At 67.2% G+C, this 20,220-nt stretch carries 19 protein-coding genes and 1 pseudogene; 7 read left to right on the top strand and 13 right to left on the bottom strand.

The features are described from left to right. Window positions 1-15: 15 nt before the first annotated feature. From V9K93_RS11110 to V9K93_RS11095, 4 genes are read right to left on the bottom strand one after another with little or no spacing between them, the layout of a single operon-like run. Window positions 16-657, bottom strand: coding sequence for an ABC-type transport auxiliary lipoprotein family protein (locus V9K93_RS11110; protein WP_295380183.1), 642 nt, complete (start codon window positions 655-657; stop codon window positions 16-18). Continuing rightward, entirely contained in the window at window positions 654-1,580 is a 927-nt protein-coding gene (locus V9K93_RS11105) for an MlaD family protein (protein ID WP_046983182.1), read from the bottom strand. Before V9K93_RS11105 ends, V9K93_RS11110 begins: the two co-directional genes overlap by 4 nt. A gap of 3 nt (window positions 1,581-1,583) precedes the next feature. After that, on the bottom strand, window positions 1,584-2,411 hold the full coding sequence (locus V9K93_RS11100) for an ABC transporter ATP-binding protein (RefSeq protein WP_046983181.1): 828 nt from the start codon (window positions 2,409-2,411) through the stop codon (window positions 1,584-1,586). A gap of 1 nt (window position 2,412) precedes the next feature. After that, on the bottom strand, window positions 2,413-3,534 hold the full coding sequence (locus V9K93_RS11095) for an ABC transporter permease (protein WP_046983180.1): 1,122 nt from the start codon (window positions 3,532-3,534) through the stop codon (window positions 2,413-2,415). 92 nt (window positions 3,535-3,626) lie between these two features. On the opposite strand from V9K93_RS11095, the gene V9K93_RS11090 reads away from it, so the two are divergent. Further along, entirely contained in the window at window positions 3,627-4,886 is a 1,260-nt protein-coding gene (locus tag V9K93_RS11090) for a threonine/serine exporter family protein (protein ID WP_004142069.1), read from the top strand. An 86-nt stretch (window positions 4,887-4,972) separates the two neighbouring features. Here V9K93_RS11090 and V9K93_RS11085 read toward each other — a convergent pair. The 3 genes and pseudogenes from V9K93_RS11085 to V9K93_RS11075 form a co-directional block, all read right to left on the bottom strand. Continuing rightward, a pseudogene (locus V9K93_RS11085) lies at window positions 4,973-5,350 on the bottom strand (H-NS histone family protein); the annotation flags it as partial. Window positions 5,351-5,572: 222 nt separating this feature from the next. Next, window positions 5,573-7,276 (bottom strand): proline--tRNA ligase, encoded by a 1,704-nt coding sequence (locus tag V9K93_RS11080; protein WP_295380176.1) that lies wholly within the window; start codon window positions 7,274-7,276, stop codon window positions 5,573-5,575. Between the two features lie 574 nt (window positions 7,277-7,850). After that, the gene (locus V9K93_RS11075) at window positions 7,851-8,234 is read right to left on the bottom strand and encodes a DUF4124 domain-containing protein (RefSeq protein WP_046983861.1); all 384 of its coding nucleotides are present in this window, start codon (window positions 8,232-8,234) and stop codon (window positions 7,851-7,853) included. 80 nt (window positions 8,235-8,314) lie between these two features. Between V9K93_RS11075 and pssA the strand changes: the two genes are divergently transcribed. Genes pssA through rimI form a run of 3 tightly spaced genes read left to right on the top strand, consistent with a single transcriptional unit; the run spans window position 8,315 to window position 10,085 of the window. Beyond that, window positions 8,315-9,091, top strand: a complete 777-nt coding sequence (pssA, locus tag V9K93_RS11070; protein ID WP_046983850.1) for a CDP-diacylglycerol--serine O-phosphatidyltransferase — start codon at window positions 8,315-8,317, stop codon at window positions 9,089-9,091. Beyond that, window positions 9,088-9,591: a hypothetical protein gene (locus V9K93_RS11065; protein ID WP_046983851.1), complete on the top strand. Its 504-nt coding sequence runs from the start codon at window positions 9,088-9,090 to the stop codon at window positions 9,589-9,591. Before pssA ends, V9K93_RS11065 begins: the two co-directional genes overlap by 4 nt. Further along, window positions 9,588-10,085, top strand: a complete 498-nt coding sequence (gene rimI / locus V9K93_RS11060) for a ribosomal protein S18-alanine N-acetyltransferase (RefSeq protein ID WP_046983852.1) — start codon at window positions 9,588-9,590, stop codon at window positions 10,083-10,085. The genes V9K93_RS11065 and rimI overlap by 4 nt, the downstream gene beginning before the upstream one ends. Before the next feature lie 142 nt (window positions 10,086-10,227). Here the strand turns inward: rimI and V9K93_RS11055 are convergent, their stop codons facing one another. The 5 genes from V9K93_RS11055 to V9K93_RS11035 all read right to left on the bottom strand — a co-directional run bounded on the left by V9K93_RS11055 (window position 10,228) and on the right by V9K93_RS11035 (window position 16,244). After that, complete coding sequence (locus tag V9K93_RS11055) at window positions 10,228-11,049, bottom strand: EamA family transporter (protein WP_337302553.1); 822 nt, start codon at window positions 11,047-11,049, stop codon at window positions 10,228-10,230. A gap of 135 nt (window positions 11,050-11,184) precedes the next feature. Then, window positions 11,185-14,013 (bottom strand): valine--tRNA ligase, encoded by a 2,829-nt coding sequence (locus V9K93_RS11050; RefSeq protein ID WP_136638612.1) that lies wholly within the window; start codon window positions 14,011-14,013, stop codon window positions 11,185-11,187. A 33-nt stretch (window positions 14,014-14,046) separates the two neighbouring features. Beyond that, the gene (locus tag V9K93_RS11045) at window positions 14,047-14,238 is read right to left on the bottom strand and encodes a YqaE/Pmp3 family membrane protein (RefSeq protein WP_012510005.1); all 192 of its coding nucleotides are present in this window, start codon (window positions 14,236-14,238) and stop codon (window positions 14,047-14,049) included. A gap of 19 nt (window positions 14,239-14,257) precedes the next feature. Beyond that, complete coding sequence (locus tag V9K93_RS11040) at window positions 14,258-14,683, bottom strand: DNA polymerase III subunit chi (protein WP_005415211.1); 426 nt, start codon at window positions 14,681-14,683, stop codon at window positions 14,258-14,260. An 82-nt stretch (window positions 14,684-14,765) separates the two neighbouring features. Further along, the gene (locus tag V9K93_RS11035) at window positions 14,766-16,244 is read right to left on the bottom strand and encodes a leucyl aminopeptidase (RefSeq protein WP_136638611.1); all 1,479 of its coding nucleotides are present in this window, start codon (window positions 16,242-16,244) and stop codon (window positions 14,766-14,768) included. Window positions 16,245-16,348: 104 nt separating this feature from the next. Here V9K93_RS11035 and lptF point away from each other — a divergent pair, with 104 nt between their 5' ends. Together lptF and lptG are read left to right on the top strand one after the other, a co-directional pair. Then, window positions 16,349-17,431: an LPS export ABC transporter permease LptF gene (gene lptF, locus V9K93_RS11030; RefSeq protein WP_295378653.1), complete on the top strand. Its 1,083-nt coding sequence runs from the start codon at window positions 16,349-16,351 to the stop codon at window positions 17,429-17,431. Continuing rightward, window positions 17,428-18,534 carry an LPS export ABC transporter permease LptG gene (lptG, locus tag V9K93_RS11025; protein ID WP_046983856.1) on the top strand — a complete coding sequence of 369 codons (1,107 nt, stop codon included), beginning with the start codon at window positions 17,428-17,430 and terminating at the stop codon, window positions 18,532-18,534. Before lptF ends, lptG begins: the two co-directional genes overlap by 4 nt. A gap of 148 nt (window positions 18,535-18,682) precedes the next feature. Here the strand turns inward: lptG and V9K93_RS11020 are convergent, their stop codons facing one another. Continuing rightward, window positions 18,683-19,174 carry an RDD family protein gene (locus tag V9K93_RS11020; protein ID WP_046983857.1) on the bottom strand — a complete coding sequence of 164 codons (492 nt, stop codon included), beginning with the start codon at window positions 19,172-19,174 and terminating at the stop codon, window positions 18,683-18,685. Between the two features lie 56 nt (window positions 19,175-19,230). Here V9K93_RS11020 and xerD point away from each other — a divergent pair, with 56 nt between their 5' ends. Next, window positions 19,231-20,208: a site-specific tyrosine recombinase XerD gene (xerD, locus tag V9K93_RS11015; RefSeq protein ID WP_046983858.1), complete on the top strand. Its 978-nt coding sequence runs from the start codon at window positions 19,231-19,233 to the stop codon at window positions 20,206-20,208. The last annotated feature ends 12 nt before the right edge of the window (window positions 20,209-20,220 follow it).

The raw sequence follows: 20,220 nt of genomic DNA, 5'->3' as shown, positions 1-20,220 counted from the left end.
CGGCGAATGCGGCGATCAGCGCGCGATGGTCGGCTGGTCGGCCTGCCCGCTCTGCAGCGTCCAACCGACCACATCCTGCGCCAGCTGCTGCAGGCCACGTTCGAAGGCGGCGGTCACCGCCGGCACGTCGGTGCTGCCGACCGGCTGCGCCTGGCGGAAGGTACGGTCAGCGACCACGCGCTGGTCGGCGACGTGGATCAGCTTGGCGTTGACCTCGATCACCACCGTCGGCGTCGCCTGGCCCTGGTAGTCCGATTCGAAACGGCGCACGTCGGTGGACAGCTTGTAGTCGGCACGGATGCCGGCGGTGCTGCGGGCCACGCCACGGATCCGGCCGGAATCCTCGAAGCCGCGCAGCAGGGTGTCCTCGATCATGTCGGTGGCCGGCTGCGCCCAGCTGGCCCCCTTGTAGATCTCCAGCTGCGATGGCGTCGGCCGCACGTTGATGCGCGGGCTGTCGACCATGCGCGCGGCGCTGGGTTTGGCCAGCACCAGCTGCCAGCTGGCCTGCGGCCACGCCGGATCCGGCTTCACCTGCACGGACGGCGAATACAGCGTCACCGCGGTCTTTTCGCTGCTGCCGAGGATGGAGCAGCCGCCCAGCAGGGCGACCATCGAAGCGGCCAGCAGCAGGCGCGGAAGGGTGGTCGGGCTCATTGGGGTTCGAACTCCTTCGGGGCGTCGCGGCCAAGCAGGTAGCGCGCGGGGTTGTTCTCGAGGCGGTCGCTGACCCGGCGCAGGTCGCGGATCAGCCCGCGCAGTTCGGTCAGCGTCGGGCCCAGTTGGCCGAGGCCGTCGTTGGCAAAGCTGTTGATCGCGGCACGGTTCTCGCCAAGGATCGAATCGGCGTTGCCGGCGGCCGAGTCGAGCTTGACCAGGGTGCCGTCGAGCTTGTCGATGATGCCCGGCAGCTGCTGCACCAGGTTCTTGTCCAGCCGCTCGATGGTGCCGTTGGTGGTCTTCAGCGTGGTGTCGAGGCTGCGTGCGGCGTCACGCGCGCTGAGCAGCAGTGCCTGGGTGCCCTGGTCGCGGTCGGCCAGGCCGCCGCTGATGGTTTCCAGGTTGGCCAGCGTTGCGTTGATCGACGCAACGTTGCGGTCGCTGAGGATCTGGTCCATGCGCTCGACAATGCGGTTGGCGACGTCGGTGATGTTCTGCAGGGCCGACGGCGTGGTCGGAATGATCGGCGCCGGGTCCTTGTTGACCGTGGTCAGTGCCGGCGACTGCGGCGTACCACCGCTGAGCTGGATGATCGACGGGCCGGTCAGGCTGGTGATCGCCAGCTTGGCACGGGTATCGGTCTTCACCGGCGTGTTGGAGTTCAGGCGTATGCGTGCCACCACCTGGCGCGGGTCGTCCGGTACCAGGTTCAGTTCGGTGATCGAGCCCACCGCGATGCCGTTGTACTGCACCGGGCTGCCCACCGACAGGCCGGTGACCGCCTCGCGGAACACCACGCGGTATTCCTGCCAGGTGCGGTCGGAGGAGTACTTGGCGGCCCACAGGCCGAAGGCCAGCAGGGCCAGGCCGGTGATCAGGGTGAACGCGCCGATCAGCACGTAGTTGGCTTTGGTTTCCATGGCTCAGGCACTCTCGATCTGTTCGCCACGCGCGGCACGCGCGCGGGGTCCGTGGAAGTATTCCTGGATCCACGGATGATCCAGTTTCTCGATGTCAGGCAGCGGCGCATTGGCCACCACCTTGCGGTCGGCGATCACCGCTACCCGGTCGCAGATCGCGTACAGCGTGTCCAGGTCGTGGGTGATCAGGAACACGGTCAGGCCCAGTGCTTCCTGCAGGGTCTTGATCAGGCGGTCGAACGCCGCCGCGCCGATCGGGTCCAGTCCAGCAGTGGGTTCATCCAGGAACAGCAGCGGCGGGTCCAGGGCCAATGCACGGGCCAGGCCGGCACGCTTGCGCATGCCGCCCGACAGCTGCGAGGGCAGCTTGTTGATCGCGTCGGCGGGCAGGCCGGCCAGCTTCACCTTCAGCAGCGCCAGTTCGTAGTGCCAGCGCTCGGGCAGTTCGCGGTGATGCTCCTTCAGCGGTACCTGCACGTTCTCGCCCACGGTCAGCGAGGAGAACAACGCACCGTCCTGGAACAGCACGCCGGTGTTGCGTTCGATGTGCAGGCGGCTCTCGGCGTCGTCGGCGCGCGCATCGCGGCCGAGCACTTCGATCTGCCCGGCATCAGGCACGCGCAGGCCGAGGATCGAGCGCATCAGCACCGATTTGCCGGTACCCGAACCGCCCACCACGCCGAGGATTTCGCCTCGGCGCACGTCCAGGTCCAGGTCCTCGTGCACAGTCTGGCTGCCGAAACGGTTGACCAGTCCGCGCACGCGGATGGCCAGCTCGTGGCCGTCGTCGTCCTGCATGGGAATTTCTTCGGGCGTCGGATGCGTGCTCATGTCACCAGTCCATGTGCATGAACCACAACGCCGCGAAGGCATCGATGATGATCACCAGCGAAATCGTCTGCACCACGCTGGAGGTGGTGCGTTCGCCGACCGACTGCGCCGTGCCTTCGACCTTCAGGCCTTCCAGGCAGCCGATCAGGCCGATCACCAGCGCGAACACCGGCGCCTTGGACAGGCCGACCAGCATGTGCCGCACTTCCATCGTGTCGTGCATGCGGGCGATATACATCTGTGGCGGGATATCCAGGTCGAACGCGCCGACGGTGATGCCGCCGGCCAGGCCGGCAACCATCGCGATGAAGGTCAGCAGCGGCAGGGTGACCAGCAGCGCCAGCAGCCGTGGCAGTACCAGCAGGTCGATCGGGTCCAGGCCCAGCGTGCGCATCGCATCGATTTCCTCGCGCGCCTTCATCGCACCGATCTGCGCGGTGAACGCGCTGGCGGTGCGGCCGGCCAGCACGATTGCGGTCAGCAGCACGGCGAACTCGCGCAGGAAGGCGATGTTGACCAGTTCGACCACGTAAATCTCGGCGCCGAAATCGCGCAGGATGGTCGAGCCGAGGAAGGCGATCACCGCGCCGACCAGATAGGACAGCAGCGCCACCAGCGGTACCGCGTCCAGCCCGACCTGCTCCATCTGGTGCACGGTCGCGGTCATGCGGAAACGGCGCGGCTCCTTGACCAGGCGGGCGGCCTTGACCAGGTTCTCGCCAAGGAAACTGCACAGCGCCTTGATGTTGTGGCCGGTGGTGTGGACGCTGACACCCAGCCGCTCCAGCGCGGCCAGCACGCCGAAATCGCGCTTGGGCTTGGGCCGGTCGTCGGCCACTTCCTCGATGGTGCACACCAGCGCCTGATGGTCCGGACGGAACTGCAGCGCGTCCTCGCCGAGGTCGGCGCGATGGGCCACGCGCAGCACCTGCAGCACGCCCGCCGAATCCATCTTCTCGATGCCGGTGGCATCGATACCGGTCAACGTGTCGGGAACGTCGCGCAGGACTTCGGCCGCGGCCAGCGCGGTCTTCAGGGTCCAGGTACCGGACAGGCGGATCAGGCCCGGGTCATGGGCATCCTGTTCGAGCTGGGGGGCGTGGTTCGGGGTCACTTGGGCCATTCGGGTCGCAGCATAACCGTTCTGAATCGGGCTTCGCGTCGAACTCGGATGAATTTCTCCGGTAAGCCCCAGCCTAGGTAATACTACGGCGCATGTCCGCAGACGCTCACACGATCCCCACGCCCCAGGCCACCTACGCACAGCGCGTGGCCTTTGTTTCCGAGATCGCCGGACGCCTGCACAGCTACGGCACAACGGCCCAGCGCCTGGAAACGGCAGTGGTGGCACTGGCACGCCAGCTCGATCTGGATTGTGAACCGTGGTCGAATCCCACCGGTATCATTCTCAGCTTCAGCGACCCGGCGCAGGCGATCGGCTCCAGTGACATCACCCGCGTGATCCGCCTGGCGCCCGGTGAAAACGATCTGCACAAGCTCAGCGTCGCCGACCATATCGCCGAGGAAGTGGCCAATGGGCGGATGAGCATCGCCCAGGGCCACACCGCGCTGCGCCAGCTGGACAAGGATCCGGGCCGGCGCGGCAAGCTGCGCACCATCCTTTCGTTTACTCTCGGTGCGGCCGGCGTGGCCGGCATGTGGAAGCTGCCGTGGCTGGACATCGCCACCGCCGGTGTCATCGGCTTGATGATCGGCCTGCTCGGCATGGTCACCGATCGCCGCCCGGCCACCCGCGAGGCAGCCGAGGCACTGGCTGCGCTGCTGGCCGGCCTCGTGGCCACGCTGGTGGCCTCCTTCGTTGGCGCGCTCAACCTCAACACGGTGATCATCGCCTCGCTGGTGGTGCTGCTGCCGGGCATGTCCCTGACCAATGCGGTCAACGAGCTGGCCAGCCAGCACTGGGTGTCGGGTACCGCGCGCTTCGCCGGTGCGTTGACCACCATCATGAAGCTCAGCGTCGGCGCGATGATCGCGGTGACCCTGGCCGACGTGCTCGGCCTGGATCCGGTGATCCGTGCGACGCGTCCGCAGGGGCCGTGGGTCGAGTGGGGTTCGCTGCTTACCGCGGCCTTCGCTTTCGCGATGCTGTTCAAGGCCAACCGCCGCGACTATCCGTGGGTGATCGCCGCCTCGGTGGCCGGCTATGCGATCTCAAAGTTCGGCGGCCATGCCTGGGGAGCGCCGGCAGGCATCTTCCTGTCGGCGATGCTGCTGACCGCCGGTGGCAACCTGTTCGGCCGCCTGGTCGGGCGTCCGGGCGCGATCATCCGCCTGCCCGGCATCATCATGATGGTGCCCGGCAGCACCAGCCTGCGTGGCGTGCTGACCCTGGTCCAGCAGCAGGACGTAGGCGCCGGCCAAAGCGTGTTCCTGACCGTACTGAACGTGGTGATGGCGCTGGTCGCCGGCCTGCTATTCGGCAACCTGCTGATGCCGGCCCGCAAAACCCTGTAGGTGTGGACCGTTGGTCCACACACCGAAGAATGAAAAACGCCGGCTTTCGCCGGCGTTTTTCATTGCATTCCAATCCTGCCTCAGGCCTTCTTGATCAGGAAATCTTCCGGCTTCTTGTTGCCCTTGGAGGTCAGTTCGGCCATCCAGCGCGGCTGCTTGCCACGGCCGGTCCAGGTTTCCTTCGGGTTGGCCGGGTTGCGGTACTTCGGCGCAACCTTGCCCAGCTTGCGGCCAGCGGTCTTCGAGGGGGCCTTGGCGACCTTGGCCACCTTGCGCGCGCGCGGGGCCGGGGCATCGCCGAACAGTTCCTCGATGGTGTAACCCTCGGTCTTGGCCAGCTTGATCAGCTGGGCCCGGACCTTGGTGATCGGCCGGCGCTTGGCGACGATGGTCTGCTGCTTCTTGGCGGTGCGGATCAGGGCGCCCAGCTCGCGTGCCGACAGGCCGGTCAGGTCAATGCTCATTTACGGTTACTCCGGAAACTAATGTGTGGACGGGACGAGCCAGTCCATGGCGTCGGCGGACAGAATAGTGATGAATTAATCAGAGCACAAATGCAGGCAGGACAGGGCTTGGCGGCATGCCGGCTGCATTGCGTCGATTTTGACCGGATTATGTCCGCTGCAATATCGATCAGATGAACACAACGCAAAAAAAGACCGGGGCATGCCCCGGTCATTTCTTGATCAACCCTGCAGGCGCTGCAGCAGGGTGGCCTTGTCCAGGCTTTCCGCTTCGCTGGCGCGGCGCGAGCGGTACTCGTAGGTACCGGCGGCAAGGCCACGTTCGCTCACCACCACGCGGTGCGGAATACCGATCAGTTCCATGTCGGCGAACATCGCGCCCGGGCGCAGGCCACGGTCGTCCAACGCAGCGTCCAGGCCCGCATCACGCAGTTCCTGCAGCAGTTTGGCGGCGGCGTCGGCCACGGTGGCGTCCCCCTTCGGGTTGATCACGCACACCACCACCTGCCACGGCGCCATCGCGTCCGGCCAGATGATGCCGGCATCGTCATGGTTCTGTTCGATCGCGGCAGCCACCACGCGCGAGATACCGATGCCGTAGCAACCCATCGCCATCACCGCCGCCTTGCCGTTCTCGTCCAGCACGGTGGCATCAAGCGCTCGGGCGTACGTACGGCCGAGCTGGAACACGTGACCGACTTCGATGCCGCGGGCGATCTTCAGCTCACCGCCGTCCATGGCACGATCGCCGGCACGCACGTTGCGGATGTCAGCCACTTCCGGTTCCGCCAGGTCGCGGCCCCAGTTGACGCCGGCCAGGTGGAAACCGGCTTCGTTGGCACCGACGACGAAGTCGGACATCGCCGCCACTTCGCGATCAGCCACCACGCGGATGGCCTTGGCCGGAGCGACCGGGCCGAGGAAGCCCGGCACGCTGCCCAGGAACTCGGCGATTTCCGCTTCACTGGCGAAGCGCTGCTCATCCAGGCCGGCAACCTTGGCCAGCTTGATCTCGTTGACCTCGTGGTCGCCACGCACCAGCACCAGCACGAACTGCTGTGCCTTGCCTTCGCCGGCGATCAGCGCCACCGATTTCACCGTGCGCTGCAGGTCGATGCCGAGCAGCGCCGCGACATCCTCGCAGGTCTTCTGGGTTGGGGTATCCACCTTGCGCATCGTTTCGGTGGCGGCCGCACGCGGCGCCGGATCGGCGGCGATCGCCGCTTCCATGTTGGCTGCGTAGTCCGAGCCGGTGGAGAACACCAGCGCGTCCTCACCGGAATCGGCGATCACGTGGAATTCCTGCGAGGCGTCACCGCCGATCGCGCCGGAATCGGCCTGCACCATGCGGAAGTCCAGGCCGAGGCGGGTGAAGATGCGGCTGTAGGCCGACTTCATGTTCTCGTACTCGCGCACCAGGCACTCATCGTGCAGGTGGAACGAATAGGCGTCCTTCATCAGGAACTCGCGTGAACGCATCACGCCGAAGCGCGGACGGATCTCGTCGCGGAACTTGGTCTGCACCTGGTAGAAGTTCACCGGCAGCTGCTTGTAGCTGGACAGCTCGCTGCGCGCGAAGTCGCAAGCGGCTTCTTCGGCGGTCGGGCTGTAGCAGAACACCTGGTCCTTGCGGTCCTTGATCTTCAGCAGCTGCGGGCCGAACTTCTGCCAGCGGCCGGTCTGCTCCCACAGTTCCTTCGGCTGGATGGTCGGGATCTGGAATTCCACGGCACCGGCACGGTCCATTTCCTCGCGGACGATGCGTTCAACCTTGCGCAGCACGCGCAGGCCCAGCGGCGACCAGGTGTACAGGCCGGATGCGAGCTTGCGGATCATGCCCGCGCGCAGCATCAGCCGGTGGCTGGTGAGCTCGGCGTCGCTGGGGGTTTCCTTGGTGGTGTGCAGGTGGAACTGGGAGAGGCGCATCGGCGGCTTCGGATAACGGCAGAGACGCCTATTCTGCCAGCCCGGCCGGGGGGAGGGGTATCGGCAGGGCTGCGCCCTGCACCCGCTTCAAGCAACGTCAACAGCAACAGCAACAGCAACAACGGGTTTCCCGTGGTAGGGCGGGGTGGGTCCGGTTGCGGGGGACGCCGTGAACCCGTCCTTGGGGGCTTGGCAGCCGCATCCATGCGGCTGACTGATCTGGCCCCCCGCAACCGGACCCACCCCGCCTCCGACAGTTTTCCGCGATCTGTCGCCCTTTTGTAGAGCCGAGCCATGCTCGGCTGTTGTTCGATCAATTCTCGAAATATTCGATTTCCATGGAGATTGATCCACGCATGACGTGGACCTACTGACCGCCGGCCAACTGTCGAAGGCGGGGTACTGTGGGTTTGCGGGGTGTGAGCCGCATGGATGCGGCGACCAAGCCCCCACGGACGGGTTTACGGCGTCCCCGCAAACCCACAGTGCCCCGCCATCCCTCAGGAAGCCGCTTTGGCATTTGACGTTGATGTGGCTTGAAGCAGGTGCAGGGCTGCAAGCCCTGCCGATACCCTCACTCCGCCGGGCAGTAGGCCTTGATGGCGGCTTCAGCCAATCCCTTCTGCGCGCTGCGCTGGTCCTGGGTCAACGCGGTATCGGCCTTGCCGTCGCCGTTGGTGTCCTGCATGACGGTGCCGGAGCCTTCCAGCAGGGCCAGGTTGGCGCGGGCGGTGCTGCACTGCTCGGGAACCGGGGTGGCTGCGGGAGCGGCGGGCGCGTCTGCTGCCGTCGCCTGCGGGCTGCGGGCCTGCTCGCGGGTCTCGAACGTCTTGCCCGCCGGCGGGGTCTCCGAATACTGGGTCACGCCATTGGCGTCCTTCCATTTATAGACCGGGCCGGCCACGGCGTTGGCACTGGCCAACAGCAGCAGGCATCCAAGGCAGGACAGGGCACGCATGGCAAACTCCACGGAATGGGCGTAGAACGCCGATTGCAGCATTGCCGCCGACCACTGGCAAGTCGATTAAACTGGATTCCATGGACCCGATCACACCGCCGCCGCGCTCGCGCACGATTTACCTGCTGCCCAACCTGTTCACCACCGCCGGCCTGTTCGCTGGCTTCTACGCGATCATCGCCGCGGCCAACGGGGATTTCGTCAATGCCAGCATCGCCGTGTTCGTAGCGGCGGTGATGGATGGCCTGGACGGGCGCGTGGCGCGCCTGACCGGCACCAGCAGCGAGTTCGGCGTGCAGTACGACTCGCTGGCCGACCTGGTCAGCTTCGGCATGGCTCCGGCGCTGGTGATGTACCACTGGTCGCTGTCGTGGCTGAAGTTCGATGACCCGCTGCTGGGGCGCGTCGGCTGGGCCGTGGCCTTCCTGTATGCCGCCTGCGCGGCACTGCGCCTGGCCCGCTTCAATACCCAGGTGGCGGTGGTCGACAAGCGCTGGTTCGTCGGCCTGGCCAGCCCGGCCGCGGCCGGGCTGATGATGTCCTTCGTCTGGGCCTTCGCCGATGGCAACCTGGGCTGGGACGGCAACCAGCTGCGCTACGTGGCGCTGGCGGTGACGATTGTCGCTGCACTGCTGATGGTCAGCCGCATCCGCTTCTGGAGCTTCAAGGGCGGTGCCGCCAAGGGCGGCCGTTCGGACCGGGTGCCATTCCTGGTGCTGGCACTGGTGCCGGTTGCCATCGCCATCGCGGTGATCGATCTGCCGCGCGTGCTGTTTGCGGTCGGCATCCTGTACGCGCTGTCCGGCCCGGTGATGTGGGCGGTGCAGCGCCTGCGCAAGAAGCCCGAGGCCGCGTGAGCCAGGACCTGCCCGTGCTGTGGTCGTCGGCCCAGCAGGCCTGGCTGCAGGCCATGGGCTACACCGTCTATCACGACGGCCAGCTGGCCGCCGAACTGGATGCCGCGCTGCAGTTGAGCGTGGCCGAAGCGGAGGCCGTACAGCCGGCGGAACCGGCGCGGGCGAGCAGCCCAATCGCCCGCGAGCACCCCGCCGAAGCCGTCCCCGCACCCCGTGCGGAACGCCCGCCACCGCCGCGCCGCGAGACGCCGGTCAGCGCACCGGATACGGCGCCTGCGCCGGCCCGGCCGCTGCCCAGCGGCAATGCGCGGCAGCCGGTCGTGCGCCTGCCGGATCGTCTGCAGATCGCCTTGTTGCGCGCCTCCGGCTGCAATCCCAACGATCCGGCCACACAGACACTGATGGAGGGGTGGCCGCTGGACCAGCTGCGTCACGATCCGGCCGCCAAACGCGCGCTGTGGCCACAGCTGCGCGCCCTGCGCAAGCGGGGTACGCCGTGAGTGCGGTCCGGCAGCCCGGTCCGGTCAGCCTGCGCGCGCTGCGCGAGAGCGACCTCACGGTGGTGATGGCGATCGAGGTGCGCGGTTATCCGTTTCCTTGGACCCGCGGCATCTTCGTGGATTGCCTGCGTGCCGGTTACCCCGGCCTGGTCATGGAGCGCGACGGCGAGCTGATCGGCTACGGCATGCTCAGCATCGCCGCCGACGAGGCACATGTCCTCAACATCTGCATCGATCCGTTGACGCAGTCGCGTGGCCTGGGTCGCCAGTTGCTGCGCGCGCTGGTGCAACTGGCCGGCGATCGTGGCGCGCAGCGCGTGTTCCTGGAAGTGCGGCCTTCGAATACACCGGCACTGGCGCTGTACCACAGCGAGGGCTTCAATGAGATCGGCCGTCGCCCGCGCTACTACCCGGCGGCACAGGGCCGCGAGGACGCGGTGGTGATGGCGATCGAACTGGTCCACGGTGACCTGCAGGTGATGCCGCCGCTGTAACGAAGAAGGGTTGCCGGCCAGCGGCCGGCACTACCGGTAGCTGCCAACCTTGGTTGGCAGGAATGCGCCGACCAAGGTCGGCCACTACCAAGGCGTGCAATGGCATCTCCGGTAGCGGCCAACCTTGGTTGGCACGCCCTGCTCACGTCAACCGCAACGCCAACACGCCGCCCACGATCAGCGCCGCCGCGAGCCATCGCGCACGCGGAACGCGCTCGCGCAACAGGAATACCGAGATCAGCAGCGCGAACAGGATCGACGATTCGCGCAGCGCTGAAACCATCGCCACCGGTGCCTGGGTCATTGCCCACAGCGCCATCGCGTAAGAGGCGGTGGTGCCAGCGCCGCCGGCCAGCCCCAGCGGCCAATGCTGCCGCGCATAGTCCAGCACCGAGCCGCCGCGGGTGTACAACGCCCACAGTGGCAGTGGAATGCCTGACAGCAGGAACAGCCACAGCGTGTAACTGAGCGCGCTGCCGGACTGGCGCGCGCCCTGCGCATCGACCAGGGTGTAGGTGGCGATCATCGCCGCGGTCAGCAGCGGCAGGCGCAGCTGGCCGCCACGCGCACCCAGTGCCATGCAGAGGATGCCGGTGCTGACCAGCACAACGCCCAGCCACGCCGCCGGTGGCAGCCGCTCGCCCAGCAGCGTGCCCGCCAGGGCAACCAGAATCGGTGCGCTGCCACGCATCAGCGGATAGGCCAGGCTCATGTCGACCTGCTGGTAACAACGTGCGACCAGGCCGTAGTAGGTCACTTGCAGCAGCACCGACGCGCCCAGCCACGGCCAACTGTGTGCTGCGGGAAATGGCAGGAAGGGCAGGGCAGCGGCCGACAGCAGCGCGGCACTGCCGGTGACCAGCACCGTGCCGAGGAACTTGTCTGGTCCGCGCTTGACGATCGCATTCCAGCTGGCATGCAGGGCCGCCGCCGCGAGGACCAGCAGGAAGATGGAAAGAGGCATCCAGCGATGATGCCATGCGGGGAAATGAAAACGCCGGGCATCGCCCAGCGTTTCCGATTCTGCTTCGGTGGGTGCCAACCCTGGTTGGCACATTGCATTGGTGCGGACCGAGGTCCGCACCCACCAGCCCGGCGCTTACAGCTTCGCGCGCTGCTCGCGCAGGCCGGCCAGCTGGGTGTTCCAGTCGACCAGACGCACGCGCTCCTGCTCGACCACCGCCGGTGGCACCTTGTCGGTGAACTTGGCCAGCTTGGTCTCGCTCTTCTCCTGCTCGCCTTCCACGCGCTTGATCTCCTTGTCCAGGCGCGCACGCTCGGCGTCAAGATCAACCAGGCCTTCCAGCGGCACCAGCAGCTTCAGCTCACCGACGATCGCGGCGGCAGCTGGCGGTGCACTTTCGCCTTCAGCCAGCCACTGGATGCTGTCCAGCTTGAGCAGGAACGACAGCGACGCGCTGAAACGTTCGATGCGCACGCGATCCTGCTCCAGCCCGGCCTGCAGGCGCAGCGGCACCAGCTTGGAGGGCGCGACGTTCAGTTCACTGCGCACACGGCGCACTGCACTGATCACCGCCTTCAGCCATTCGACGTCGGCCTCGGCCTGGGCGAAATCGCCTTCGAACTCAGCGGCGGTCGGGTACGGGCGCAGCGACAGCGTGGTTTCGGCCAAGCCCAGGCGCGGCGCCAGCTGCTGCCACAGCTGTTCGGTGATGAACGGGGTCAGCGGGTGCAGCAGGCGCAGCAGCGCTTCCAGCACGTACAGCAGGGTGTGACGGGTGCTTTCGGCGTCGGCGGCATCGGCACCGTTCAGCGCCGGCTTGCTCAGTTCCAGGAACCAGTCGCAGAACTCGTTCCAGGCAAACTCGTACAGGCACTGCGCCAGCAGGTCGAAGCGGTAGTTGGCGTAGTGGCCCTGGGCCTCGCTGGACACGGCCGCAAGGCGCGAAAGGATCCAGCGCTCCGCATCGGTCCGCGGGGTCGGCACGCCGGTGAACGCTGCACCCTCGGTGTTCATCAGGGTGAAGCGGCTGGCGTTCCACAGCTTGTTGCAGAAGTTCTTGTAGCCCTCGGCGCGGTTCATGTCGAACTTGATGTCGCGGCCGTGGGTAGCCAGCGCGGCGATGGTAAAGCGCAGCGCATCGGCACCGTGGGCGGCGATGCCGTCCGGGAATTCCCTGCGGGTGGCCTTCTCGATCTTCTCCACCATCTTCGGCTGCATCAGGCCGCCGGTGCGCTTGGCGACCAGGTCGTCGATGCTGATGCCGTCGATGATGTCCAGCGGGTCGAGCACGTTGCCCTTGCTCTTGGACATCTTCTGGCCCTGGCCGTCGCGGATCAGGCCGGTGAAGTAGACGTCCTTGAACGGGATCTTCCCGACCAGGTTGTCGGTGGCCATGATCATGCGCGCCACCCAGAAGAAGATGATGTCGAAACCGGTGATCAGCACCGACGACGGCAGGTAACGGTCGAAGCCACGCTCGGCCATGGCCTGCTCGTTCGGCCAGCCAAGGGTGGAGAACGGCCACAGCTGCGAGGAGAACCAGGTCTCCAGCACGTCGCTTTCCTGGTTCAGCACCACGTCGCTGCCCAGGTTGTGCTTCGCCCGCACTTCCTCTTCGCTGCGACCGACGTAGCAGCTGCCGGTGGCTTCGTCGAACCACGCCGGAATGCGGTGGCCCCACCACAGCTGGCGGCTGATGCACCAGTCCTGGATGTTGTTCATCCAGTGGCGGTAGGTGTTGATCCAGTTCGGCGGCACGAAGGAAATACTGCCGTCTTCGACCAGCTCCAGACCACGCTTGGCCAGGTCGTCCATCTTCACGAACCACTGGTCGGTCAGGTACGGCTCGATCACCTGGCCGGTACGGTCACCGCGCGGCACCTGCAGCTTGTGCGCCTTGGTCTCGACCAGGATGCCCAGGTCTTCCAGCTCGGCCAGCACGGCCTTGCGGGCTTCGTAGCGGTCCAGGCCCTGGAAGCGTTCCGGCGCATTTTCATTCAGCGCCGCCACCGGGGTGAACAGGTTGATCATCGGCAGGCTGTGGCGCACGCCCACTTCGTAGTCGTTGAAGTCATGCGCCGGGGTGACCTTGACCACGCCAGTGCCGAAGGCACGGTCGACGTAATCATCGGCGATCACCGGCACGCGGCGGCCGGTCAGCGGCAGCACCACGCTCTTGCCGATCAGGTGCGCGTAGCGCGCGTCTTCCGGGTGCACCATCACCGCGGTATCGCCCAGCAGGGTTTCCGGACGGGTAGTGGCGACGACCAGGTAGTCTCGGGTTTCGCGCAGGGTTTCCACGCCGTCGGCATCGCGCTCGACGTGCTCGTAGCTCAGGCCGTCATCCAGCGTGTAGGCGATCGACCACAGGAAGCCGTCTTCCTCGGCGCTCTCCACTTCCAGGTCGGAGATGGCGGTCTTCAGCACCGGATCCCAGTTGACCAGGCGCTGGCCGCGGTAGATCAGGCCCTGTTCGTACCAGCGCACGAAGGCTTCGTTCACCGCCGCCGAGGGCTGCGGATCCATGGTGAAGGTGCTGCGCGACCAGTCGGCCGAGGTACCGAGGCGGCGCATCTGGCGTTCGATGATGTCACCGGACTGCTGCTTCCACTCCCAGACCTTGCCGATGAAGCCCTCGCGGCCCAGCGAATCGCGGGTCTCGCCCTTGCCTTCCAGCGCCAGGTTGCGGCTGACCACCATTTCGGTGGCGATGCCGGCGTGGTCGGTACCCACCTGCCACAGCGTGTCGTAGCCGCGCATGCGGTGGTAGCGCACCAGCGCATCCATCAGGGTCTGCTGGAAGGCATGGCCCATGTGCAGGGTGCCGGTCACGTTCGGCGGCGGCAACAGGATGGTGTACGGCTCGCCCGTGCCGGACGGCTTGAAGTGGCCGGCCTTCTCCCAGGCCTCGTAGAGGTCGGTCTCGAAGGACTTCGGGTCGTAGCTGGAGGCGAGTTGGGTCATGCGGGGCAACCGGTAATCAAGGCGGAAGGGAGATCAGCGCGGCCCGAGGGCGCGCCGGATCTTCTGGTCGGTGTGGTACTGGCTGACCGCGTAGGCGGCCCAGATGGCGGCGGGCAGCCAGCCGATCAGGGTGATCTGCAGGATCAGGCAGACGATGCCGGCAAACGGCCGGCCGATGGTGAAAAAGGACAGCCAGGGAAGAATCAGGGCGATCAGCAGGCGCATCAAGGGGTCCTCGCTGGACTTACATGTCGTGCTTGTTCAGGTCGTAACCGGCGGCCTTGTACTGGCGCCAGCGCTCGCGCAGCGGTTCGCGCGCTTCCGGGTCGGCCGGGACCACTTCCAGCACGCGCTCGCACTGGCCCAGCCAGGGTTCGTCGCGCAGGTTGATCACCAGCGGGCGGGCCGGCGCTTCGGTGCCGGGCACGGCGATCAGCACCAGGGCTTCTTCCTCGTCCATGTCTTCGCCGGCGATCTGGTGCGGGATGTAGGCATCGTTGTCGAACGCCCACAGCAGTTCGTCCAGCTCCTCGGCCTGGGCCTGGTCGCGGGCCAGCACCAGGGTGAACAGCCCAGCGTCGTTGGCCTTGCGCGCCAGCTCGCAGACCAGGCGCAGCGGCTCGGTCAGGAAGCGGGGCTTGGCGATCAGGTAGAAGTCGGCGCGGGGCATGGCAGGATCCGGGTCAGGCAGGGGCCCGGCGCTGCCGGGCGAGGCCCTGGCCGGCGGGCGCCGGCCAGGGTCGGGTACGGCATCAGGCGCGGGCGACCTGGTCCAGCAGCCACTGGCTCAGCAGGCCGACCGGGCGGCCGGTGGCCATGCCACGCTTGCCTTCATCGCTGGCCACACCGGCGATGTCCAGGTGGGCCCAGCGCTGGCCTTCGGCGAAGCGCGACAGGAAGCAGCCGGCGGTGATCGCACCGGCCCAGCGACCGCCGATGTTGTAGACGTCGGCGAAGCTGGAATCCAGCATCGGCTGGTATTCGTCCCACAGCGGCAGGCGCCAGGCGCGGTCGAACACCTGCTCGCCGGCGGCCAGCAGCTCATTGGCCAGGTCGTCGTGCTTGCTCATCAGGCCGGCGGTCTGGTGGCCGAGGGCGACCATGCAGGCGCCGGTCAGGGTGGCCACATCGACCAGCGCCTGCGGTTCGAAGCGCTGCGCGTAGGTCAGTGCGTCGCACAGGATCAGGCGGCCTTCGGCGTCGGTGTTGCCCACTTCGATGGTCTTGCCCGACATCGAGGTGATGACGTCGGACGGACGGTAGGCATTGCCGTCGATGGCGTTTTCCACCGCCGGGACCACCACCACAAGATTCAACGGCAGCTTGGCCTTGACCGCGGCGACGAAGGTGCCGATGACGTTGGCGCCACCGCACATGTCGTACTTCATCTCTTCGATGCCGCCCTGGGTCTTCAGGTTGACGCCACCGGTATCGAAGGTGATGCCCTTGCCGACCAGCACGTACGGCTTGGCGTCGCCGCCATTGTTCCACTTCAGCACGACCAGGCGCGGGCGGTTGGCCGAGCCACGGGCCACGGCCAGCAGCGAGCCCATGCCCAGCGCTTCCATCTGGTGCTCGTCGAGGATCTCGGCTTCGGCACCCTCGTGCTCGCCGGCGAACTTCACGCCGACCTCGGCCAGGTAGGCCGGGGTGCAGTAGTTCGGCGGCAGGTTGCCCAGCTCGCGGGCGAATTCGACGCCGGCGGCAATGGCCTGGCCCTGGGCCAGCGCCAGTGCATCGTCACCGGCGATCGCCAACTGGGCCAGGCCGGCGTCATCGGCCTTCTTCTTGCCCAGGGTGGCGGTGTAGCGGTAGGCGGCGTGGTCGGCGGCGATCACCGCCTGGCGGATCGCCCAGGCCGCGTCGCGGTCCTTCACTGCCACTTCGGACAGGGTGAACAGTGCGCTGCGGACAGCGCCGGCCTTCAGCGCGCGTACGGCATCGCCGACCGCCTTCAGGTACTGCGGCACGCCGAAACGGGCCGCTTCGCCCAGGCCGACCACCAGCACGCGCGGGGCGGTCACGCCCGGCAGGTCGTGCAGCAGGGTGGTCGCGCCGGTCTTGCCGGACAGGTCGCCACGCTGGGCCAGGGCGGCCAGGCGGCCACCGCTGGCGGCATCCAGTGCCTGAGCGGCCGCAGTCAGGGTATGGTCGGCATAGGCGCCGACGACCAGGCAATCAACGGCGGCCGAAGCCGCGGCGAGGTGGTTCAGGGTGAATTCGAGAGCCATTGAGCAGATTCCATTGGCAAGTCCGTACAATCGCGGACCGTTTACGCCCAGACAGTAGACTGGGCGGCACCGCGAACGAACCCCAGAGTTTAAACCACCGCCCCATGTTGAAGCTCGACCGATACCTGCTGGGCGATTTCGTCCAGAGTTTCCTGGCTACCCTGATCGTCCTGCTGGTGGTCAGCGTGGGCGGCGTGCTGGTGGACATCCTCGGCAACATCGCCGATGGGCGCCTGCCGGCCAAGCTGCTGTTCTCGCAGCTGGGCCTGCAGTTCATCGCCTACCTGCCGCTGATCCTGCCGCTGGCGCTGATGCTGGGCCTGCTGCTGGCGGTCGCCCGCCTGTACCGGGACTCGGAAATGGCGGTCATCACCGCCGTGGGCGTGGGCCCCAAGCGCCTGCTGCGGCCGCTGCTGATGCTGGTGCTGCCGGTCGTGGCCCTGGTGGGTGCCTGCTCGCTGTGGCTGGGGCCCTGGGCCGGGCGGATGGCAGAGCAGATGATCATCGATGCCAACCGCAGCGTGCTGATGGCCGGCCTGGAGCCGGGCCGCTTCACCCCGCTGCCCAATGGCGGCGTGGTCTACCTGTCCTCGATCTCGCCCGATGGCACCCGGCTGGGCAGGGTGTTCCTGCAGCGGCAGAAGGACGACCGCCTCGAGGTGGTGTCCGCCGCCGGTGGCCGGATGTTCTTTGAAGGCGCCCGCCAGCGCTTCCTGGAGCTGGATGACGGGCACCAGGTGGAGGGCCCGGTAGCGGGTGGGCTGGACTACCGCCTGGCGACCTTCGCGCGCAACGACGTGGCCCTGCCCGACGGTGCGCAGACCCGTACCGAGAACGATCCGGAGCTGATGCCGACCACGAAGCTGTTCGGTGATGCCCGGCCCGAGGCACAGGCGCAGCTGCATCGCCGGCTGGCCCCGCCGCTGATCGCACTGGCCTTCGCCCTGTTGACCGTGCCGCTGGGCCGCAGCTCTCCGCGCCAGCAGCGCTACGGACGGATGATGCTGGCCCTGCTGGCCTACATGGTTGGCACCAACCTGATGTTCATCGGCAGCGGCTGGATTGCCACTGGCAAGATCCCGGCCGCGCTCGGCCTGTGGTGGCTGACCCTGCCGCTGTTGGGGCTGGCGATCTGGATGTATGCACGTGATGGCCGCCTGGGCCGTCCGAAGGGAGCCCACGCATGAGGCTGCGCCCGATGCGTTTCGATCTGTACCTGGGCCAGTCGGTGTTCACCACGGTGCTGTTGACCTGGGCGGTGCTGGTCGGCCTGGACGTAGTGATGGCGTTCTCCGGCGAGTTCAAGGACATCGGCAAGAACGGTTATTCGCTGGGCCATGCCGCGGCATGGGTGCTGTATACGGTGCCGCGCCGCGCTTACACCATGTTCCCGACCGCCGCGGTGATCGGTGCGCTGATGGGCCTGGGCCAGCTGGCGGCCACGTCCGAACTGACCGCGCTGCGCGCGCTGGGGCTGTCGCGCAAGCGCCTGAGCGTGTCGGTGGCGATCGCGCTGTCACTGCTCACCGCAATGATGGTGCTCAGCGCCGAAACGCTGGGACCCTGGGGCCAGGATCGTGCCGATGCGCTGAAGTCCAGCGCCAAATGGGGCCAGGACATTTCCACTGCACGCTACTCCGGGCTGTGGGCGCGGGAGGGCGACACCTTCCTCAGCGCCGCCGGTGGCGAAGAGCAGCTGGTGGGTGACAAGGGCACGCGGTTGATCCTGCGCGACGTGCGCCTGTACCGCATCGCCGAGGACGGACAGATCGCCTCGCTGACCCACGCGGCCACCGCCGAGCACGACAACGATGGCTGGGTGTTGACCGGTGTGCGCCGGGATACGTTCGGCGAACGTTCGGCCACGCGCGAGGAAGTGGCGCGCGAGCCGTGGAATTCCAAGCTGGATGCCGGCGCGCTGGCGACCGGTATCGCCAAGCCTCGCAACCTCAGCGTGGCCGAGCTCCGTACCAGCATCGAGTACCGCGAACGCAATGGGCTGGATGCGCGCGACTATGAGGATGTGTACTGGAGCCGTTGGTTCTACCCGATGAACGTGCTGGCGCTGTGCCTGGCGGCGGTGCCGTTCGCATTCGGCTCGCTGCGTAGCGGCGGCATGGGCAAGCGCCTGTTCCTGGGCATCCTGTTCGCGCTGGGCTTCTGGTTGCTGCAGCTGTTCTTCGGCCGCATGGCCGGTGCGCTGAAGTTCGATTACCGCATTGCCTATGCGCTGCCACCGATCGTGATGCTGGCGATATCCGGACTGCTGTTCCGGCGCAAATCGGGCTGATTCCGGTAGCGCCGGGCAGGACGGCCAACGCGCGGATTTCTGTAGAGCCGAGCCTATGCTCGGCTGCTTTTCGCGCACCGCATGCCAGCCGGGCATGGGCTCGGCTCTACACGAGCGCCGTGCAGGATCGGATTGAAGGGGGGGCAATTCACCGCTTCGGCATGCGCACCAGCCGCGTGCCGCTGGCACGGTCGTGCCAGGTCAGCCGTTGGCGGTCGAACCACGCCCACCAGAAGCCGATGCCGCCCAGCAGCAGAGACAGCGTGCCCACTGCGAAGCGCAGCCACAGCTGCCGGCGTCGCAGCGGCGTGCCATCGCTTGATTCCAGCTTCAGCCGCCATGGCCGCATGCCCAGTGTCTGCCCGCCGCGGCGCCAGCTGGCGGTGGCGTACCACCCGGTGATCGCCCAGCACACCGCCCACAGCAGCCACTGCCAGGCACTGAACGGTGCGATGTTCTCGCGCTGGGTGTGGCCGTCGAGGGTGTAGGCGAGGGTGAACAGCGTGCCGGCCAGCATCCACAGGGCCAGCACCGGCAACGTGTCGTAGACCATTGCCAGCATGCGCCACAGCAGCAGTGCGCGCGGGCGGGGCATCTCGGTGGCGGCCGTAGTGGCCGTGTCGGTGGCAGGGCGGGACATGCGCCGAGCATACGCAATGCTGGCCGCATCCGCAGTCGCCCTCGTATCCTGCACGCATGGCCCTTGTTTCCACCCCCGCCGAACGCCGCCAGCTGGTGCAGCAACTGCCCGAGCTCCGGGCCGATGACAGCCTACGCATCCAGCGGTTCCTCGATGCGATCTGGGCCGAGAACGGCCTGGCCCGCGCCACCCTCGACAGCTACCGGCGCGACCTGGAAGGGTTGGCACGCTGGATCGATGGGCGCGAGGGTGGCCTGGCCGGCATCGAACGTCCCGGGTTGTTCGACTACCTGGCGTGGCGTACCCGGCACGGTTGGTCGCCGCGCAGCAACGCGCGCCTGCTGTCGGCGCTGCGCGCGTTCTTCGCTGATGGTCTGCGCCGGGGTGATCGCAGCGAGGACCCCAGTGCACTGCTGGATCCGCCGAAGCTGCCGAGGCTGCTGCCCAAGGCGTTGGCCGAAAGCCAGATCGACGCACTGCTGGCGGCGCCGGACATCGACAGCCCGTTGGGCCTGCGCGACCGCGCCATGCTGGAGCTGATGTATGCGGCCGGTCTGCGTGTGAGCGAGCTGGTGCTGCTGCCGGCCACGGCGGTCAACCTGCGGCAGGGGGTGTTGCGGGTCACCGGCAAAGGCAGCAAGGAACGGCTGGTGCCGTTGGGCGAGGAGTCGCAGCATTGGCTGGAGCGCTATCTGCAGCAGTCGCGGCCGCTGCTGGTCGGCAAGGGCAAGGTGCAGGCCTTGGCCGATGGGCAGACCCCATTGTTTGTAGAGCCCACGCTGCATGCGCTGACCCGCCAGGCGTTCTGGCATCTGGTCAAGCGCCACGCGCAGGTGGCGGGCATCGATCCGGCACGGATCAGCCCGCATGGCCTGCGCCACAGCTTCGCCACCCACCTGCTCAACCGCGGTGCCGACCTGCGCGCGCTGCAGATGCTGCTGGGGCACAGCTCGCTATCGACCACCCAGATCTACACGCTGGTGGCGCGCGAACACCTGCAGAAACTGCACGCCCGCCATCACCCGCGCGGCTGAGCGGGGGCCTGA

The organism is Stenotrophomonas sp. CCNWLW162, from assembly GCF_037203745.1.
Lineage (GTDB): Bacteria > Pseudomonadota > Gammaproteobacteria > Xanthomonadales > Xanthomonadaceae > Stenotrophomonas > Stenotrophomonas maltophilia_AQ.
This window is presented reverse-complemented; position numbering and strand designations above follow the sequence as displayed.

Excerpts from the sequence above, each read along its gene's own strand:
- V9K93_RS11110 (WP_295380183.1), bottom strand. The coding sequence starts at position 657 with ATGAGCCCGACCACCCTTCCGCGCCTGCTGCTGGCCGCTTCGATGGTC.
- V9K93_RS11105 (WP_046983182.1), bottom strand. The coding sequence starts at position 1,580 with ATGGAAACCAAAGCCAACTACGTGCTGATCGGCGCGTTCACCCTGATC.
- V9K93_RS11100 (WP_046983181.1), bottom strand. The coding sequence starts at position 2,411 with ATGAGCACGCATCCGACGCCCGAAGAAATTCCCATGCAGGACGACGAC.
- V9K93_RS11095 (WP_046983180.1), bottom strand. The coding sequence starts at position 3,534 with ATGGCCCAAGTGACCCCGAACCACGCCCCCCAGCTCGAACAGGATGCC.
- V9K93_RS11090 (WP_004142069.1), top strand. The coding sequence starts at position 3,627 with ATGTCCGCAGACGCTCACACGATCCCCACGCCCCAGGCCACCTACGCA.
- V9K93_RS11080 (WP_295380176.1), bottom strand. The coding sequence starts at position 7,276 with ATGCGCCTCTCCCAGTTCCACCTGCACACCACCAAGGAAACCCCCAGC.
- V9K93_RS11075 (WP_046983861.1), bottom strand. The coding sequence starts at position 8,234 with ATGCGTGCCCTGTCCTGCCTTGGATGCCTGCTGCTGTTGGCCAGTGCC.
- pssA (WP_046983850.1), top strand. The coding sequence starts at position 8,315 with ATGGACCCGATCACACCGCCGCCGCGCTCGCGCACGATTTACCTGCTG.
- V9K93_RS11055 (WP_337302553.1), bottom strand. The coding sequence starts at position 11,049 with ATGCCTCTTTCCATCTTCCTGCTGGTCCTCGCGGCGGCGGCCCTGCAT.
- V9K93_RS11050 (WP_136638612.1), bottom strand. The coding sequence starts at position 14,013 with ATGACCCAACTCGCCTCCAGCTACGACCCGAAGTCCTTCGAGACCGAC.
- V9K93_RS11045 (WP_012510005.1), bottom strand. The coding sequence starts at position 14,238 with ATGCGCCTGCTGATCGCCCTGATTCTTCCCTGGCTGTCCTTTTTCACC.
- V9K93_RS11040 (WP_005415211.1), bottom strand. The coding sequence starts at position 14,683 with ATGCCCCGCGCCGACTTCTACCTGATCGCCAAGCCCCGCTTCCTGACC.
- V9K93_RS11035 (WP_136638611.1), bottom strand. The coding sequence starts at position 16,244 with ATGGCTCTCGAATTCACCCTGAACCACCTCGCCGCGGCTTCGGCCGCC.
- lptF (WP_295378653.1), top strand. The coding sequence starts at position 16,349 with ATGTTGAAGCTCGACCGATACCTGCTGGGCGATTTCGTCCAGAGTTTC.
- lptG (WP_046983856.1), top strand. The coding sequence starts at position 17,428 with ATGAGGCTGCGCCCGATGCGTTTCGATCTGTACCTGGGCCAGTCGGTG.
- V9K93_RS11020 (WP_046983857.1), bottom strand. The coding sequence starts at position 19,174 with ATGTCCCGCCCTGCCACCGACACGGCCACTACGGCCGCCACCGAGATG.
- xerD (WP_046983858.1), top strand. The coding sequence starts at position 19,231 with ATGGCCCTTGTTTCCACCCCCGCCGAACGCCGCCAGCTGGTGCAGCAA.